The organism is Pseudomonas sivasensis, from assembly GCF_052938085.1.
In genome coordinates this window covers 5835774-5852506 of record NZ_CP176442.1, presented here as the reverse complement: position 1 = coordinate 5852506, position 16733 = coordinate 5835774, and the positions used below count along the sequence as shown (strand labels likewise).

Below are 16733 nucleotides of genomic sequence, written 5' to 3'. Positions count from 1 at the left end.
CACTGTTCAGTGGTGTGGTTGAAATCAAACCAGAATCGAGGTCCCGGTCATCTCCGCTGGCTTCTCCAGCCCCATCAGCATCAGCATGGTTGGCGCCACATCCGCCAACACCCCGCCGTCACGCACTTTGAAGTCGCGCTTGCCTACGTAGATGAACGGCACTGGCTCAGTGGTGTGAGCCGTGTGTGCCTGGCCGGTGGACTCGTCGGACATCTGCTCGCAATTGCCGTGGTCGGCCGTGATCAGCGCTTCGCCGCCGACTTTTTCCAGGGCGTCGACGATGCGACCGACGCACAAGTCCAGGCATTCCACGGCCTTGGTCGCGGCTTCCAGGTTGCCGCTGTGGCCAACCATGTCGCCGTTGGCGTAGTTGACCACGATCACGTCGTAACGCTGGTGGTCGATGGCGTCGACGATTTTGTCGGTGACTTCCGGCGCGCTCATTTCCGGCTGCAGGTCGTAGGTGGCGACTTTTGGCGACGGGATCAGGATGCGCTCTTCGCCTGGGAACGGTTCTTCACGGCCGCCGGAGAAGAAGAAGGTCACGTGGGCGTATTTTTCAGTTTCGGCAATGCGCAGTTGGGTCTTGCCGTTTTTCGCCAGGTAATCGCCGAGCACGTTGTCCAGGCTGCCCGGAGCAAAGGCGGCGGGGGCCGGGATGCTCGCGGCGTATTGGGTCAGGCCGACGTAGTGCACTTTTGGCTGGCGGGCGCGTTCGAACTCGCTGAAGCCGTCTTCGACGAACACGCGGCTCAACTCGCGGGCGCGGTCGGCGCGGAAGTTCATGAACACCACGGCGTCGCCGTCTTCGACTTTTACCGGCTCGCCGATGGTAGTGGCCTTGACGAACTCATCGCTTTCGCCACGGACGTAGGCGGCTTCCAGGCCTTCTTGGGCAGTGGCGGCGTTGAATTCGGCCTGACCGTCGACGATCAGGTTGTAGGCTTGGGACACTCGGTCCCAACGGTTGTCACGATCCATGGCGAAGTAACGGCCAATGATGCTTGCAATGCGGCCCTTGCCCAGGGCGGCGAATGTGGCGTCCAGGAGCTCGATGGACGATTGCGCGCTTTTTGGAGGAGTGTCGCGACCGTCGAGGAAGGCGTGCAGGTAGATCTTCTCGGCGCCGCGCTTGAAGGCCAGTTCGGCCATGGCAACCAGATGGTCTTGGTGGCTGTGTACACCGCCGTCGGATAATAGGCCCATGAAGTGCACGGCCTTGCCGTCGGCTACTGCTTTATCTACCGCTGCGCAGATGGTCGGGTTCTCGAAGAACTCGCCGTCGCGGATCGCTTTGGTCACGCGTGTGAAGTCTTGATATACCACTCGTCCGGCGCCGAGGTTCATATGGCCGACTTCCGAGTTGCCCATCTGCCCGTCGGGCAGGCCCACGTCCATGCCCGAACCGGAGATCAGGCCGTTGGGGACGCTGGCGGTCAAGCGGTCCAGTACAGGCTTCTTGGCCGCGTATACCGCGTTGTCGTGGTGGCTTTCACTGTGTCCGAAGCCATCGAGAATTATCAGGACCAAAGGTTTAGGCGTAGTAGTCATAGATCCTCTCGCGGCGGTAATAAAGGAAGGCAATTGAAAAGGGAGTGGCAGTTTAAAGCGAAGTTCCGACCACGTCACCGCTTTACGGGGGTTGGCCCCCCCTGACGGCTGTGTATACTTACCGCCATTTTAACGCCCTGGAACCTCCTTGATGGTTGATCACCTGATTGCATTTGCCACTGCCCACTATCTGCTCGTGGGTGCCTTCGTCATCCTGCTGGCGCTGCTGATCGCTCACGAATTGAGCCGTGGTGGTCGCAGCCTGAGCACGTCGGAGCTGACCGCGCTGGTCAACAAGGATGAGGCCATTGTGGTGGATATCCGCCCAGCCAAGGAATTCGCTGCCGGCCATATCGTCGGTGCACTGAACATTCCACAGGACAAGCTGATCGCGCGCCTGGCCGAGCTGGAAAAACACAAGGCCAAGACCATCATCCTGGTCGACGCCCAAGGCCAGCACGCTGGCACTCACGCCCGCGAAATGCTCAAGACCGGTTTCACCGCGGCCAAGCTGTCCGGTGGCATCAGCAGCTGGCGCGCCGATAACCTGCCGCTGGTGAAGTGATATGAGCCAGGTTGTCGTCTACTCCAGCGATTATTGCCCTTATTGCATGCGAGCCAAGGCTCTGCTGGATAAGAAGGGCGTTGCCTTCGAAGAGATCAAGGTCGACGGCAAGCCCCAGGTGCGCGCCGAAATGGCCCAGAAGGCGGGACGCACGTCTGTGCCGCAGATCTGGATCGGCGCCAAACACATCGGTGGCTGCGACGACCTGTTTGCCCTGGAGCGCGCCGGTAAACTCGATGCGCTGCTGCTCGTCTGACTCCTAAACCCTAAAAGACCCCAAGATCAAGAAGGATCTGCGATGACTGACCAACAGAACACCGAAGCAGCAGAAGCTCAAGGCCCACAGTTCTCGCTGCAGCGTATCTACGTGCGTGACTTGTCGTTCGAAGCGCCGAAAAGCCCGGCCATCTTCCGCCAGGAGTGGACACCAAGCGTTGCGCTGGACCTGAACACCCGTCAAAAGGCACTGGAAGGCGACTTCCACGAAGTTGTGCTGACCCTGTCGGTCACCGTCAAGAACGGTGAAGAAGTGGCCTTCATTGCTGAAGTGCAACAGGCCGGTATCTTCCTGATCCAGGGCCTGGACGAAGCGTCCATGAGCCACACCCTGGGCGCGTTCTGCCCGAACATCCTGTTCCCGTATGCCCGTGAGACCTTGGACAGCCTGGTCACCCGTGGTTCGTTCCCTGCGCTGATGCTGGCTCCGGTGAACTTCGATGCCCTGTACGCTCAAGAGCTGCAGCGCATGCAACAGGAAGGCGCACCGACGGTTCAGTAATCTCGAACCCGACGCAGAACCCAATGTGGGAGGGGGCTTGCTCCCGATAGCGGTGGATCAGTCAGATAGATGTCGACTGACACTCCGCCATCGGGGGCAAGCCCCCTCCCACATTTTGTTTGGTGTGTTATTTGAAACCGAGTTGGCGCCAACCTTCGTACACGGCAACGGCTACGGTGTTGGACAGGTTCAGGCTGCGGCAGCCTTCGCGCATTGGCAGGCGAAGGCGATGCCCATCGGGCAGGGCGTCGAGCACTTCGGCCGGCAGGCCACGGCTCTCCGGGCCGAACAGGAAGGCATCGCCCTCGGCAAAACTGGCATCATGGAACGGTCGCGAACCCTTGGTGGTGAACGCGAACAAGCGCGGATGCCCCAGGCTTTCCAGGCAGCTGGCCAAGTCGGCGTGGCGCTGGAGCGTGGCGTACTCGTGGTAGTCCAGCCCGGCACGGCGCAGACGCTTGTCGTCCATGTCGAAGCCCAGGGGCTCGATCAAATGCAGGTGGCAGCCACTGTTGGCGCACAGCCTGATAACGTTGCCGGTATTCGGCGGAATTTCTGGTTGAAAAAGGATGACGTGAAACATGCACGGCTCCGAAGGCAAAGATGCGCTGCATTCTACCCCTGAAGAAGACCCAAGACCGAAGCTATTGCCAAGGGTCATGGGCTCGCTGGCGATTGTCGGCTTGATGGTGGGCCTGATGATTGGCCGGCTGACCACAGCGGACCCTGTCGAACTGCAACAGGTAGAGACGACCACGGATGGCGTAGTGGTGTGGTTCAACAGCGAACCCAAGCTGCACGGCGAGCATATCGATGGCACCGTGGCGTTGCTGTTTGATGCCCAAGGCAAGGCCAGCACCGGGCAACTTAAGATCAACGACAAGGACGTGAACTGGCGCGTGCGCAAGACCGATGGCGGCCTGCTGCTGAACCTGGTCGCGGCTCGGCCGTTGCGCGGGGAGTGGAAGGGAGAAGAGGTCGATGACCGCTGGCGGTTGGAGATCCATCTCCAGGAGCAATAAAAGAGGGAATCCCCGGCCTGCCTGTACCAAGGTCCCCAAAACGGGCTGGGGCTATGGGCGCTGTGCCACATAAGTCCCGGTGTAAAGAAGGGAGTTCCCGGCCTGCCTGTACCAGGGCTCCCAAAACGGGGTGAAGCCATCAAGGCTTCGGTGTTAAAGAGGGAGTCCCCGGCCTGCCTGTACCGAGGTTCCCCAAAGCGGTGTGGAGCGCGACGCGGTTCGCATCAAGCACCCCGGGTGTAAAGAGGGGATTCTCGGCCTGCCTGTACCAAGGTCCCCGAAACTGGGTTGTACTTGGGTTATTGCAGGGCGCGTGCCAGAGTGGCTAAGTTGTGCCAAAAAAATTCTTCAAAAAGCGCAAAGCCCCGGATTACGGGGCTTTGGTGTTTTCGGAATTCAGCATTCTCTTAACAAAATGGTTGGTTCGGGCGTGGAACGTGTGCGCGATGCTAGAACAGGGTGCATTGAAGCGGTGCACGGTTCTGAGTCCGTGTGGAGGTCCAAATGTGGGAGGGGGCTTGCCCCCGATGGCGGTGTATCAGGCACAGATGTTGTGACTGACCTACTGCTATCGGGAGCAAGCCCCCTCCCACATTACACCTCAGTGGATTCGAGATTCAGGCGTCGTCGCCCTCATCGTCGTCACCACCGTCCACTTTCATGCCCAGCTCCTTGATCTTGCGCGTCAGGGTATTGCGACCCCAGCCCAGCAACACCGCAGCATCGCGCCGGCGGCCGGCGGTGTGCTTGAGGGCGGTCTCGATCATGATCCGCTCGAACGCTGGTACGGCACTGTCCAGCAGGTTCGACTGGCCCCGTGCCAGTGCCTGGTCGGCCCATTGACGCAGCGCCTGCTCCCAGTTGGTCACTGGTGCCGAATCCTGCGGCAGGCTCAAAAGCTCCGGCGGCAGGTCGCCGATATGCACTTCGCGCCCGGACGCCATCACCGTGATCCAGCGGCAGGTGTTCTCCAGCTGGCGCACGTTGCCTGGCCATGGCAGGTTCTTCAGGTATTCCTCGGTCTCGCTTTTCAAAAGCTTCGGCTCGACCGCGAGCTCCAGGGCGGCGCGGCTGAGGAAGTGGCGGGCGAGGGTGGGGATATCTTCGCGGCGGTCCGACATGCGGGGGATGTGGATGCGAATTACGTTGAGGCGGTGGAACAAGTCCTCACGGAACTTGCCCGCATGCACCAGGGTTTCCAGGTTCTGGTGAGTCGCGGCGATGATGCGCACATCAACCTTGACCGGTGTGTGACCGCCCACGCGGTAGAACTCGCCGTCCGCCAGTACGCGCAGTAGGCGAGTCTGGGTGTCGGCCGGCATATCGCCGATCTCATCGAGGAACAGCGTGCCACCATCCGCCTGTTCAAAGCGTCCGCGACGCAGGTTGGCGGCGCCGGTGAACGCGCCTTTCTCATGGCCGAACAGCTCGGATTCCATCAAGTCCTTGGGGATCGCTGCCATGTTCAGTGCGATAAACGGCGACGCTGCCCGTGGGCTGTGACGGTGCAGAGCGTGGGCTACCAGCTCTTTACCGGTACCCGACTCGCCGTTGATCAGCACGGTGATGTTGGAGTGGCTCAAGCGCCCGATGGCGCGAAACACTTCCTGCATCGCCGGCGCTTCACCGATGATTTCCGGGGTGCGGGTCAGGGCCGGCGGGGCTTCCTGATTCTGTTGTTCCTGGGCGTGCTGGTTGGCGCGCTTGACCAGCGCCACAGCCTCGTCCACGTCAAACGGCTTGGGCAGGTATTCGAATGCGCCGCCCTGGTAAGACGCGACAGCGCTGTCCAGGTCGGAGTGCGCAGTCATGATGATCACCGGCAGGCGCGGGTGCTGCTCGCGAATGCGTGCCAGCAGGTCCAGGCCACTGGCGCCTGGCATGCGGATGTCAGAAATAATCACGTCGGGCTGCTGGCGTGCCAGGCGGCTCATCACCCCGTCGGCGCTGTCGAAGCTCTGGGTGGTCATGCCTTCCTGTTGCAAGGCTTTCTCAAGGACCCAGCGGATAGAACGGTCGTCATCGACGATCCAGACAGTTTCACTACGGCTCATGTCGATGGGGCTCCTTGTTCCAGAGGCAGAAAGATCGAGAACGTGGTGTGGCCGGGATGGCTCTCACATTCGATCAGACCCTGGTGCTGGCTGATGATGTTCTGGGTGATGGCCAGGCCCAGCCCGGTACCGTCCGGGCGGCCGCTGACCATGGGAAAGAAGATGGTTTCCTGAAGTTCCGCAGGAATGCCTGGGCCGTTGTCGATGATCTCGACCTTGGTTACCAGGCGATGGCGCACATGGCCGATGGTGAACTGGCGCAGTGCGCGGGTGCGCAGGCTGATGCGGCCCAGGCGCAATTCGTTCTGGCTGCTGATGGCCTGCATGGCGTTGCGCACGATGTTGAGCACCGCTTGGATCATCTGTTCGCGGTCGATCAACACGTCGGGAATGCTCGGGTCGTAGTCGCGCACCAAGGTGATGCAGCCCTGGCTTTCGGCCTCTACCAGATGACAGACGCGCTCAAGTACTTCGTGCACGTTGGTCATCGCAAGGGACGGCAGCTTGTTGGAGCCGAGCATGCGGTCCACCAGGTTACGCAGGCGGTCGGCCTCTTCGATGATGACGTTGGTGTAGTCCTTGAGGTTCTCGTCCGGTAACTCGCGGGCCAGCAACTGCGCCGCACCACGGATGCCGCCCAACGGGTTCTTGATCTCATGGGCGAGGCCACGTACCAGCATCTTGCTGGTTTCTTGCTTGGACAACTGCGCTTCTTCTTTGGTGATGCGCAGCAGGCGGTCACGGGGATGTACTTCAAGCAGCAGCAGGGTCGCGCCGTTGCTCAGGATCGGGGTCACAGCGTAGTCGACGGTCAATGTCTGCCCGGTAAGGGCCGTGAGCATCGCTTCACGCTTGGTGAATGGATGCGCCTGCTCCACCGCCTGGCGTAACGAGCTCAAGGCTTCGGCCGACTCGGTGAACAGCTCGCTGATGAACTGCCCATGGCTGCGCTGGCCACTGATGGCCAGAAGCATCTCCGCCGCCGGGTTCATGTACTCAAGACGCAAGTCGTCATTGAGCAGGATGGTCGCGGTGGTCAGGTTGTCGAGTAGCAAACGGTGCAGTGCATCGCTGATGGTCATCAGGACCTCTTTTGGAGCAAGGCGCGGGCTTGAGGCACACGCTGATACAAGGAAAATGCAAAAACCAAACCAAGGCTCCGAAAAGAAGCGCGAAAGCCCTGAAATGGGGGGTTAGGGCCCGAAACTGTGGCGTTCTGCCAGCTTGAACGGGAAGTTTCGAACCAAAATGGTGTTAGTCGTTGGGGTGGGTGCAGGATGTCGCACCAATATAGTGCGGTTTTGTGAAGGTTGTTCAGGAAGTGCCGAAATCATATAAATCAAATGTGGGAGGGGTTGCCCCTCTCCCACATTTTTGGATCGGGGTTACAGTTTTAGTCTTTGTAGATACACAGCTCGGCCGTAGCGCGGATCATCGCCAATTGCCGCAGTGGGTCGTTCAGCGGCTCATGTACCGCTGCGGCCAGCCATTGAGGGCACTGCGGGTCGGTACGTTGTGGAGTGAAGTCCGCCAGTTGTTGCAGCAGGCGTTTTTGCAATTGATCCAGTTGCGGGCGAATCTGCTTTACCAGGTCCGGGCGCGGGTCGTCGGGTGCCTTGCCCTGGAACTGCCAGTCGGACAGGTGTGTGTACTGCACCAGCTTGTTTGCCTCGATCTGCGCCGAGAAAAATTGCTCGGCGGCGGCGGGCTCCAGTTTGTAGCTCGGTGCCTGGGCAATGACGCTGGCGAGCACATCTTGCTCGCGCTTTTTGTCTTCTACCGGTTTTTTGCTGTCCCATTTGCTCAGGGCCACCTGGTCGGCAATGGTCAGGCGTTCGGCGATGCTGTTGAGCAATGGCTCCAGTGTCGGCGGTGCAGCGAATGCACTGGCGCTGACGAATAACAGAGCGAACACAAGTCGACGTTTCAATGCTGATCTCCTTGTGGGAGGGGGCTTGCCCCCCGATAGCAGAGTGTCAGTCAGCACCTGTATCAGCTGACCCACCGCTATCGGGAGCAAGCTCCCTCCCACCTTTTTGATTAGGTTTGCAGGTGTGGAACTGTGTAATTCACGGGCAAAAAAAGACCTCCCGAAGGAGGTCTTTTTTGTCACGCTACTTTAAGCAGCGCTACCGGATCAGCAGCTGTAGTACAGCTCGTATTCCAGTGGGTGTACGAAGGTACGAACCTTGATTTCTTCTTCGCTTTTCAGGCCGATGTAAGCGTCGATGAAGTCGTCGCTGAACACGCCGCCTTTGGTCAGGAACGCACGGCCCTTGTCCAGCTCTTCCAGGGCTTCTTTCAGGCTGCCGCACACTTGTGGGATCTCTTTGGCCTCTTCAGGCGGCAGGTCGTACAAGTTTTTGTCGGCAGCGTCGCCAGGGTGGATCTTGTTCTGGATACCGTCCAGGCCGGCCATAACCAGAGCAGCGAAGGCCAGGTAAGGGTTGGCTGCTGGATCCGGGAAGCGAGCTTCGATACGGCGAGCGCGTGGGCTGGAGACGTAAGGAATACGGATCGAAGCGGAACGGTTGCGCGCCGAGTAGGCCAGCATTACCGGAGCTTCGAAACCTGGGACCAGACGCTTGTAGGAGTTGGTCGAAGGGTTGGTGAAGCCGTTCAGGGCCTTACCGTGCTTGATGATGCCGCCGATGAAGTACAGCGCGGTATCGGACAGGCCGGCATAACCTTCGCCAGCGAAAGTGTTCTTGCCATCTTTGGCGATGGACAGGTGAACGTGCATACCCGAACCGTTATCGCCGTACAGAGGCTTAGGCATGAAGGTCGCGGTACGGCCGTAGGCAACGGCAGTGTTGTGTACGCAGTACTTCAGGGTCTGAACTTCGTCAGCCTTGGCAACCAGGGTGTTGAACTTCACACCGATTTCGTTCTGGCCGGCAGTCGCCACTTCGTGGTGGTGAACTTCGATGACCAGGCCCATGTCTTCCATGGCGTTGCACATGGAGGTACGGATTTCGTGGTCGTGGTCGAATGGCGGAACTGGGAAGTAACCACCTTTGATGCCTGGACGGTGGCCATGGTTGCCGCCTTCCACGTCCTGATCGGACATCCACGAACCTTGTTCAGAGTAGATCTTGAACATGGAGCCGGAGATGTCGGACTTGAACTTCACTTGGTCAAAGATGAAGAATTCTGGCTCTGGGCCTACGAATACGGTGTCACCGATACCGGTCGACTTCAGGTATTCCTCGGCACGCTTGGCGATCGCACGTGGGTCGCGGTCGTAGCCTTGCATGGTCGAAGGCTCGATCACGTCGCACACCAGGATCAGGGTGGCTTCTTCGGTGAACGGGTCCAGCACGGCAGTGCTGTCGTCCGGCATCAGGATCATGTCGGAGGCTTCGATGCCTTTCCAGCCAGCGATGGAGGAACCGTCGAACATTTTGCCTTCTTCGAAGAACGCATCATCCAGCGCATCGCGAGCCGGCATGGTCACGTGGTGCTGAGTGCCTTTGGTGTCCGTGAAGCGCAGATCAATCCATTTAACGTCATGATCTTTGATGAGTTGAACCGACTTCGACATAGTGTCCTCCGGGTGGCTTCGGGCTGGGGTAGTGGAGTTAGCCCTTAGAATGTGGGTGATGCCGGCGCGGATAGTCCGCCATGGCAACCTGCCTCACAAGAGAGCAAATTGCATGCCAGTGCGCCAACATGGGTTTTTTGCTCCAAAAACGCCCCTATAAAGGTGCGTTGCGACAAAAGCGCGAAATTCGCGCACTGCAATGTGGCGCTGATGCGTGCAAATGCACTGCTTTAGTGCGGGTCGAGTGATGTGCATATTAACTGGTTAAACCTTGAGCGATTTCCGCTATAATCCGCGCCCCCCTTTTTCGGCAGGCCCTGCGCGCGCTGTTTCCATGAAATTAATCGTTAAAGTCTTCCCCGAGATCACCATCAAGAGCCGACCGGTACGGATGCGTTTCATCCGTCAGTTGGCCAAGAACATCCGTGCCGTGCTCCGCGATCTGGACCCGGCTGTGGTGGTGAACGGTGTGTGGGACAACCTCGAACTGGAAACCCGCCTCACCGACGCCAAAGCCTTGAAGGACATGACCGAGCGCCTGAGCTGCATGCCGGGTATCGCGCATTTCCTCCAGGTGGATGAGTACCCGCTGGGCGACTTCGATGACATCACCGAAAAATGCAAACGGCACTTCGGTGACAGCCTTGAAGGCAAGATTTTTTCGGTACGCTGCAAGCGTGCCGGCAAGCACCCATTCAGCTCCATGGACGTCGAGAAATACGTCGGCAGCAAGCTGCGTCGCGAGTGCGGCGCCGCCGGAATTTCCTTAAAAGCGCCACAAATTGAAGTGCGCATGGAAATTCGCGACCAACGGTTGTTTGTGATTCACAGCCAGCACGACAGCATCGGCGGCTACCCGTTGGGCGCCCTGGAACAGACCCTGGTATTGATGTCCGGCGGTTTCGATTCCACGGTCGCGGCCTACCAGATCATGCGCCGCGGCCTGATGAGCCACTTTTGCTTCTTTAATCTGGGTGGGCGTGCACACGAATTGGGCGTGATGGAAGTCGCGCACTTTATCTGGAAGAAGTACGGCAGCTCCCAACGCGTGCTATTTGTGAGCGTACCGTTTGAGGAAGTGCTGGGCGAAATTCTCGGTAAAGTCGATAACAGTCATATGGGCGTAGTATTGAAGCGTATGATGTTGCGCGCTGCGTCTCGGATTGCCGATCAGTTGCAGATCGACGCCCTGGTGACCGGCGAAGCGATTTCCCAGGTTTCCAGCCAGACGCTGCCGAACCTGTCGCTGATCGACTGCGTGACCGAGAAGCTGGTGTTGCGCCCACTGATCGCCAGCCACAAGCAGGACATCATCGATTTGGCAGAAGAAATCGGCACCGCCGACTTCGCCAAGCATATGCCTGAATACTGCGGGGTCATCTCGGTGAATCCCAAGACCCACGCCAAGCGCAACCGCGTGGAGTACGAAGAACAACAGTTTGATATGGCGATTCTGGAGCGTGCGCTTCAGAACGCCAAGCTGGTCCCGATCGATCGTGTTATCGACGAACTGGGCCAGGATGTGCAGATCGAAGAAGTCAGTGAAGCCCTGGCCGGCCAGATTGTTGTCGACATCCGTCACCCGGATGCCGCTGAAGATGAGCCGCTGGAAATTCCTGGCGTCGACGTACAAACGCTGCCGTTCTACGCATTGAACGCGCGTTTCAAGGAACTGGATGACAGCCGTCAGTACCTGCTGTATTGCGACAAAGGCGTGATGAGTCGCCTGCATGCCCACCATTTGCTCAGTGAGGGGCATGCCAATGTGCGCGTTTATCGACCGAGCTAAGAGCCCGGGGCTGTTTGCCTGTGGCCTGCGTCACCGGCCCCCCGACTCTGCCGTCAAGCTGTAACGGCAAGGCCTGACTCTACTGTAAATCGCTGCCACGACCTGTCAGCACACCGAATCCTCTGATCGAGATACACAAGTGATCGAAAATCTACGTAACATCGCCATCATTGCTCACGTTGACCATGGTAAAACCACCCTGGTAGACAAACTCCTGCGTCAATCCGGCACCCTGGAGCGCAACGAGCTCAACGACGAGCGCGTGATGGACTCCAACGACCAGGAAAAAGAGCGCGGTATTACCATCCTGGCAAAAAACACCGCTATCAACTGGAACGGCTACCACATCAACATCGTGGACACCCCGGGCCACGCCGACTTCGGCGGCGAAGTAGAACGCGTAATGTCGATGGTTGACTCCGTTCTGCTGCTGGTTGATGCCCAAGACGGCCCTATGCCGCAAACCCGTTTCGTGACCAAGAAGGCTTTCGAAGCCGGCCTGCGTCCGATCGTGTGCATCAACAAGGTTGACCGTCCAGGCGCGCGTCCGGACTGGGTTCTGGACCAGATCTTCGACCTGTTCGACAACCTAGGTGCTACCGAAGAACAGCTGGACTTCAAAGTCGTGTACGCCTCGGCCCTGAACGGCATTGCCGGTCTGGAACACACCGACATGGCTGAAGACATGACCCCGCTGTACCAGTCGATCGTCGACAACGTACCGGCTCCAAAAGTTGACCGTGACGGCCCGTTCCAGATGCAAATCTCGGCACTGGACTACAACAGCTTCCTGGGTGTTATCGGCGTTGGCCGTATCGCTCGTGGTAGCGTCAAGCCGAACACCCCGGTTGTTGCTATCGGCGCCGACGGCAAGAAGCGTAACGGTCGTATCCTGAAGCTGATGGGTCACCACGGTCTGCACCGTATCGACGTTGAAGAAGCTTTCGCTGGCGACATCGTATGCGTGAGCGGTATGGACTCCCTGTTCATCTCCGACACCCTGTGCCAGCCGGACAACGTCGAGGCGATGAAGCCTCTGACCGTTGACGAACCAACCGTTTCCATGACCTTCCAGGTAAACGACTCGCCTTTCTGCGGTAAAGAAGGCAAGTTCGTGACTTCCCGTAACATCAAGGAACGTCTGGACAAAGAGCTGCTGTACAACGTTGCACTGCGCGTTGAAGAAGGCGACTCGGCTGACAAGTTCAAGGTTTCCGGCCGTGGTGAGCTGCACCTCTCGGTACTGATCGAAACCATGCGTCGCGAAGGCTTCGAAATGGGCGTTGGTCGTCCAGAAGTGATCATCCGTCAAGTTGACGGCGTGAAGCAGGAACCGTTCGAAAACGTAACCATCGACACCCCTGAAGAATCCCAGGGCAAGGTCATGGAAGAGATGGGCCTGCGTAAAGGCGACCTGACCAACATGGTGCCGGATGGCAAAGGCCGTGTGCGTCTGGAATACAACATCCCTGCTCGTGGTCTGATCGGTTTCCGTAACCAGTTCCTGACCCTGACCAACGGCGCTGGCATCCTGACCTCGATCTTCGATCGCTACGACACCATGAAGTCCGGCGACATGTCCGGCCGTCAGAACGGTGTTCTGGTATCGGTTGAGACTGGCAAGGCACTGACCTACTCCCTGGAAACCCTCCAGGCGCGTGGCAAGCTGTTCGTTGAACACGGTCAAGAGATCTACAACGGTCAGATCGTTGGTCTGAACAGCCGTGACAACGACATGGGCGTCAACCCAACCAAAGGCAAGAAGCTCGACAACATGCGTGCTTCGGGCAAAGACGAAACCATCGCTCTGGTCCCACCTGTTCGCTTCACCCTGGAACAGGCCCTGGAATTCATCCAGGACGACGAGCTGTGCGAAGTTACGCCTAAGTCGATCCGCCTGCGTAAGAAGATCCTGGACGAAGGCGAGCGTACCCGCGCTGCCAAGAAAGCCAAGAACTGAGTTAACTCAGGCTGAATGAAAAACGCCCCCGGTCGAAAGGCCGGGGGCGTTTTTTTATGCCTGCTGGTTTTGTGGTGGTTGTACCGGCCTCATCGGGGGCAAGCCCCCTCCCACATTTGACCGAGTACAGCCATCTGGAATGCGGTCAGTGTGGGAGGGGGCTTGCCCCCAATAGAGCCCTTGAGCCCCCTGCAAAACCCGGATCAGAACTTGTCGAGGGTCTTGAAATTGGTCTCGCGCACCACTTCCTTCGGCTTGTACGCGCAATACCCCGGCCGCGGTCCGATCTTCGGGTGATTGCGGCAGGTATCGGGGCGCTTGTCATAAATAGTGCAGAAGCGCGTCTTACGATCCAGGTACAGGCAATCGTTGTTGCTCATGCGCTGCAGCGTAAAAATCTCGGATTTGTTGTTGTAGCGCTCGACGATGCCTTCCTTCTGCAACCGCTTGGCGATGTTCTTCGGCGGATCGCCGCGTTCGAACTCATCGACGATGCCAATGCGGATCAGGTCCTTGATCTTCACTTCGACCGGCAGCGTGCAGCAGCTGGACACGCAGCCACCGCACATGTGGGCGGAATATTTCTGCCAGGTCTCAAGACGGTCGAGTTCCGCGGCGGCGATCAGTTGAGGCTTCATCAAGGTTCCAAAAGGTGGGGCTGTATCCGGGCGCGGGATCATACCGGGATTGGTGGTTTTTTGAACAATATTTTGCGTATTTCATCTCGAACGGTGCGATGGGCGAAAGCAGGCACGGCCAATGCATCAAAACCCGCTAAAGGTAAATGCGTTAAAAAACTGCCGAACCAGAGCGTCTACCGTCTGTCAGACCGTCTAGGCTCTAGCAACTCCTTCTATCTCGCCCGAGGTCGCAATTGATGTCTCAGGAACCACTTGCACGAGAAGCAGAGGTAGCCGCATTTCGCGATGCCGTCTTGACCAAACTCACCTACGCGGTGGGCAAGGACCCGGATCACGCCTTCGACCACGACTGGTTCGAAGCCATTGCTCTGGCCGCACGCGACCAGATGGTCGATCACTGGATGGACCACACGCGGCGTATTTACCGCAAGGGCCAGAAGCGTGTGTATTACCTGTCCCTCGAATTCCTCATCGGCCGTTTGCTCTACGACAGTCTGAGTAACCTTGGTGTGTTGGAGATTGCCCGCGAAGCGCTCAGCGAACTTGGCGTCGACCTTGAGCGTATCCGCCTGCTGGAGCCTGACGCGGCGCTCGGCAACGGTGGCTTGGGCCGCCTGGCCGCATGCTTCATGGAAAGCATGTCGACCTTGGGCATTGCCGGTCACGGTTATGGCATCCGTTATGAACATGGCCTCTTCCGCCAGGCGATTGTCGATGGCTGGCAACAGGAGCAGACCGAACGCTGGCTGGATTTCGGCAACCCGTGGGAGTTCGAGCGCGCTGAAGTGATCTACCCGATCGGCTTTGGCGGCAGCGTGGAAACCCTGCCGGACGCCGCCGGCAAGCTGATCCAAGTGTGGACGCCCAGCGAGACCGTGCGCGCCGTGGCCTATGACACGCCGGTGGTCGGTTGGCGCGGTGCAAGCGTCAACACCCTGCGCCTGTGGCGTGCACGGGCGGTGGAAGACTTGCACCTGGAGCGCTTCAACGCCGGTGACCACCTGGGCGCCGTTGCCGAAGTGGCCCGCGCTGAAAGCATCTCCCGGGTGCTTTACCCGGCGGATAGCACCGAAGCAGGGCAGGAGCTGCGCCTGCGTCAGGAATACTTCTTCGTCTCCGCCTCTCTGCAAGACCTGCTGCGCCGCCACAAAAACATGCATGGCTCGGTATTGAGCCTGGGCGAACACGCGGCGATCCAGCTCAACGACACCCACCCGTCCATCGCCGTGGCCGAGTTGATGCGCCAACTGGTGGATTTGCACGACATCGCTTGGGACGCCGCTTGGCAGGTCACGGTCGAAACCTTGTCCTACACCAACCACACCTTGCTGCCCGAGGCGTTGGAAACCTGGCCGGTAGGCCTGATGGAACGCATGTTGCCTCGGCACATGCAGATCATCTACCTGATCAATGCCCAGCACATCGACTCGCTGCGCGCCAAAGGTATCCACGATTTTGACGTGCTGCGCGCTGTGTCGCTGATCGAAGAAGACAATGGTCGCCGCGTGCGCATGGGAAACCTGGCGTTCCTCGGCTCCCACAGCGTCAATGGCGTGTCGGGCTTGCACACCCAACTGATGCGCAGCACGGTGTTCTCCGAACTGCACAAGCTCTACCCAGACCGCATCAACAACAAAACCAACGGCATTACCTTCCGCCGCTGGCTGTACCAGGCCAACCCCAAGCTCACCGAGATGCTGGTGGAAGCCTTGGGTCCGGACATTCTCGACACCATGGAAACCCGCTTGGGCGAATTGGAAACCTTCGCCGAGAAACAGACCTTCCGCAAAGCCTTCGCCGACCAGCGCCTGCACAGTAAGCGTGCACTGGCCGAGATCATCCACGAGCGCCTGGGCATTTCGGTGAACCCGGCGGCGATGTTCGACGTGCAGGTCAAACGTATCCACGAGTACAAGCGCCAACTGCTCAACCTGCTGCACACCGTGGCGCTGTACCAGGCGATCCGTGCCGAGCCGGGCACCGACTGGGTGCCGAGGGTGAAGATCTTCTCCGGCAAGGCGGCGGCCAGTTATCACCAGGCCAAGTTGATCATCAAGTTGACCAACGACATCGCCCGCACCGTCAACAACGATCCGACTGTGCGCGGGTTGCTCAAAGTGGTCTTCCTGCCCAACTACAACGTCAGCCTGGCAGAAAGCATCATCCCGGCGGCGGACTTGTCGGAGCAGATATCCACGGCCGGCTTTGAAGCGTCGGGCACCAGCAACATGAAGTTCGGCCTCAACGGCGCGCTGACCATCGGCACCATGGACGGCGCCAACGTGGAGATGCACGAGCGCGTGGGCGCCGATCACATGTTTATCTTCGGCCTTAGTGCACAGCAGGTGGAAGCCCGAAAACACGCTGGCGAGTTCAACGCCGGGCCTGATATTGCTGCGTCCCATCGCCTCAACGATGTGCTGCAAGCGATCCGTGGCGGGGTGTTCTCGCCCGATGATCCGGGCCGCTATGTGGGCTTGATCGACGGGTTGATCGACTACGACCGCTTCCTGGTGTGTGCCGACTTCGACTCCTACTGGGATGCCCAGGCGCGGGTCGAAGCGCATTGGCATGACTCCAAGGCATGGTGGCGTTCGGCGGTGCTCAATACCGCGCGCATGGGTTGGTTCTCGTCGGACCGGACGATCCGCGAGTACGCCACGGAGATCTGGAAAGCGCTCGACTAAGCACCCTGGATCCAAATATGGGAGGGGGCTTGCTCCCGATAGTGGATGGTCAGTTGACGAATATGTCGACTGACACGCCGCTATCGGGGGCAAGCCCCCTCCCACATTGGTTGCGCGTCGATATACTGAGCGCCGGTTTGCT

Annotated in this window: 14 protein-coding genes; 7 read left to right on the top strand and 7 right to left on the bottom strand. The window is 59.0% G+C overall.

Going from position 1 to position 16733, the window contains the following annotated elements:
* Positions 1-24 precede the first annotated feature (24 nt).
* The gene (gene gpmI, locus ACKZ62_RS26930; RefSeq protein ID WP_447096073.1) at positions 25-1551 is read right to left on the bottom strand and encodes a 2,3-bisphosphoglycerate-independent phosphoglycerate mutase; all 1527 of its coding nucleotides are present in this window, start codon (positions 1549-1551) and stop codon (positions 25-27) included.
* Positions 1552-1702: 151 nt separating this feature from the next.
* Between gpmI and ACKZ62_RS26925 the strand changes: the two genes are divergently transcribed.
* The 3 genes from ACKZ62_RS26925 to secB are packed head-to-tail and all read left to right on the top strand — an operon-like array spanning position 1703 to position 2894.
* Positions 1703-2116 (top strand): rhodanese-like domain-containing protein, encoded by a 414-nt coding sequence (locus tag ACKZ62_RS26925; RefSeq protein ID WP_032890134.1) that lies wholly within the window; start codon positions 1703-1705, stop codon positions 2114-2116.
* Position 2117: 1 nt separating this feature from the next.
* Positions 2118-2372, top strand: coding sequence for a glutaredoxin 3 (gene grxC / locus ACKZ62_RS26920; RefSeq protein ID WP_032890136.1), 255 nt, complete (start codon positions 2118-2120; stop codon positions 2370-2372).
* Between the two features lie 42 nt (positions 2373-2414).
* The gene (secB, locus tag ACKZ62_RS26915) at positions 2415-2894 is read left to right on the top strand and encodes a protein-export chaperone SecB (RefSeq protein ID WP_014716520.1); all 480 of its coding nucleotides are present in this window, start codon (positions 2415-2417) and stop codon (positions 2892-2894) included.
* Positions 2895-3021: 127 nt separating this feature from the next.
* On the opposite strand, the gene ACKZ62_RS26910 is transcribed toward secB, so the two are convergent.
* On the bottom strand, positions 3022-3477 hold the full coding sequence (locus tag ACKZ62_RS26910) for a tRNA (cytidine(34)-2'-O)-methyltransferase (protein WP_010563141.1): 456 nt from the start codon (positions 3475-3477) through the stop codon (positions 3022-3024).
* Between ACKZ62_RS26910 and ACKZ62_RS26905 the strand changes: the two genes are divergently transcribed.
* Positions 3476-3916: a hypothetical protein gene (locus tag ACKZ62_RS26905; protein ID WP_447096072.1), complete on the top strand. Its 441-nt coding sequence runs from the start codon at positions 3476-3478 to the stop codon at positions 3914-3916. The genes ACKZ62_RS26910 and ACKZ62_RS26905 overlap by 2 nt on opposite strands.
* Positions 3917-4533: 617 nt before the next feature.
* Here ACKZ62_RS26905 and ntrC read toward each other — a convergent pair.
* From ntrC to glnA, 4 genes are all read right to left on the bottom strand, one after another.
* Positions 4534-5970, bottom strand: a complete 1437-nt coding sequence (gene ntrC / locus ACKZ62_RS26900) for a nitrogen regulation protein NR(I) (RefSeq protein ID WP_032890139.1) — start codon at positions 5968-5970, stop codon at positions 4534-4536.
* A complete protein-coding gene (glnL, locus tag ACKZ62_RS26895) occupies positions 5967-7052 on the bottom strand; it encodes a nitrogen regulation protein NR(II) (RefSeq protein WP_032890142.1) in 1086 nt (361 codons plus the stop codon). Before glnL ends, ntrC begins: the two co-directional genes overlap by 4 nt.
* Positions 7053-7363: 311 nt before the next feature.
* On the bottom strand, positions 7364-7900 hold the full coding sequence (locus ACKZ62_RS26890) for a chorismate mutase (RefSeq protein WP_447096071.1): 537 nt from the start codon (positions 7898-7900) through the stop codon (positions 7364-7366).
* Positions 7901-8107: 207 nt separating this feature from the next.
* Complete coding sequence (glnA, locus tag ACKZ62_RS26885; RefSeq protein WP_032890148.1) at positions 8108-9514, bottom strand: type I glutamate--ammonia ligase; 1407 nt, start codon at positions 9512-9514, stop codon at positions 8108-8110.
* Between the two features lie 334 nt (positions 9515-9848).
* Here glnA and thiI point away from each other — a divergent pair, with 334 nt between their 5' ends.
* Positions 9849-11303, top strand: coding sequence for a tRNA uracil 4-sulfurtransferase ThiI (gene thiI / locus ACKZ62_RS26880; RefSeq protein WP_032890151.1), 1455 nt, complete (start codon positions 9849-9851; stop codon positions 11301-11303).
* 139 nt (positions 11304-11442) lie between these two features.
* Complete coding sequence (gene typA / locus ACKZ62_RS26875; protein WP_032890153.1) at positions 11443-13263, top strand: translational GTPase TypA; 1821 nt, start codon at positions 11443-11445, stop codon at positions 13261-13263.
* 203 nt (positions 13264-13466) lie between these two features.
* Here the strand turns inward: typA and ACKZ62_RS26870 are convergent, their stop codons facing one another.
* On the bottom strand, positions 13467-13901 hold the full coding sequence (locus tag ACKZ62_RS26870; protein ID WP_003187815.1) for a YkgJ family cysteine cluster protein: 435 nt from the start codon (positions 13899-13901) through the stop codon (positions 13467-13469).
* A gap of 239 nt (positions 13902-14140) precedes the next feature.
* Here ACKZ62_RS26870 and ACKZ62_RS26865 point away from each other — a divergent pair, with 239 nt between their 5' ends.
* Positions 14141-16591 (top strand): glycogen/starch/alpha-glucan phosphorylase, encoded by a 2451-nt coding sequence (locus ACKZ62_RS26865; protein WP_032890155.1) that lies wholly within the window; start codon positions 14141-14143, stop codon positions 16589-16591.
* Positions 16592-16733: the final 142 nt, after the last annotated feature.

What these genes read in the sequence shown, in the direction of transcription:
- gpmI (WP_447096073.1), bottom strand. Translation starts at nt 1,551, where the DNA reads ATGACTACTACGCCTAAACCTTTGGTCCTGATAATTCTCGATGGCTTC.
- ACKZ62_RS26925 (WP_032890134.1), top strand. Translation starts at nt 1,703, where the DNA reads ATGGTTGATCACCTGATTGCATTTGCCACTGCCCACTATCTGCTCGTG.
- grxC (WP_032890136.1), top strand. Translation starts at nt 2,118, where the DNA reads ATGAGCCAGGTTGTCGTCTACTCCAGCGATTATTGCCCTTATTGCATG.
- secB (WP_014716520.1), top strand. Translation starts at nt 2,415, where the DNA reads ATGACTGACCAACAGAACACCGAAGCAGCAGAAGCTCAAGGCCCACAG.
- ACKZ62_RS26905 (WP_447096072.1), top strand. Translation starts at nt 3,476, where the DNA reads ATGCACGGCTCCGAAGGCAAAGATGCGCTGCATTCTACCCCTGAAGAA.
- ACKZ62_RS26910 (WP_010563141.1), bottom strand. Translation starts at nt 3,477, where the DNA reads ATGTTTCACGTCATCCTTTTTCAACCAGAAATTCCGCCGAATACCGGC.
- ntrC (WP_032890139.1), bottom strand. Translation starts at nt 5,970, where the DNA reads ATGAGCCGTAGTGAAACTGTCTGGATCGTCGATGACGACCGTTCTATC.
- glnL (WP_032890142.1), bottom strand. Translation starts at nt 7,052, where the DNA reads ATGACCATCAGCGATGCACTGCACCGTTTGCTACTCGACAACCTGACC.
- glnA (WP_032890148.1), bottom strand. Translation starts at nt 9,514, where the DNA reads ATGTCGAAGTCGGTTCAACTCATCAAAGATCATGACGTTAAATGGATT.
- thiI (WP_032890151.1), top strand. Translation starts at nt 9,849, where the DNA reads ATGAAATTAATCGTTAAAGTCTTCCCCGAGATCACCATCAAGAGCCGA.
- ACKZ62_RS26870 (WP_003187815.1), bottom strand. Translation starts at nt 13,901, where the DNA reads ATGAAGCCTCAACTGATCGCCGCCGCGGAACTCGACCGTCTTGAGACC.
- ACKZ62_RS26865 (WP_032890155.1), top strand. Translation starts at nt 14,141, where the DNA reads ATGTCTCAGGAACCACTTGCACGAGAAGCAGAGGTAGCCGCATTTCGC.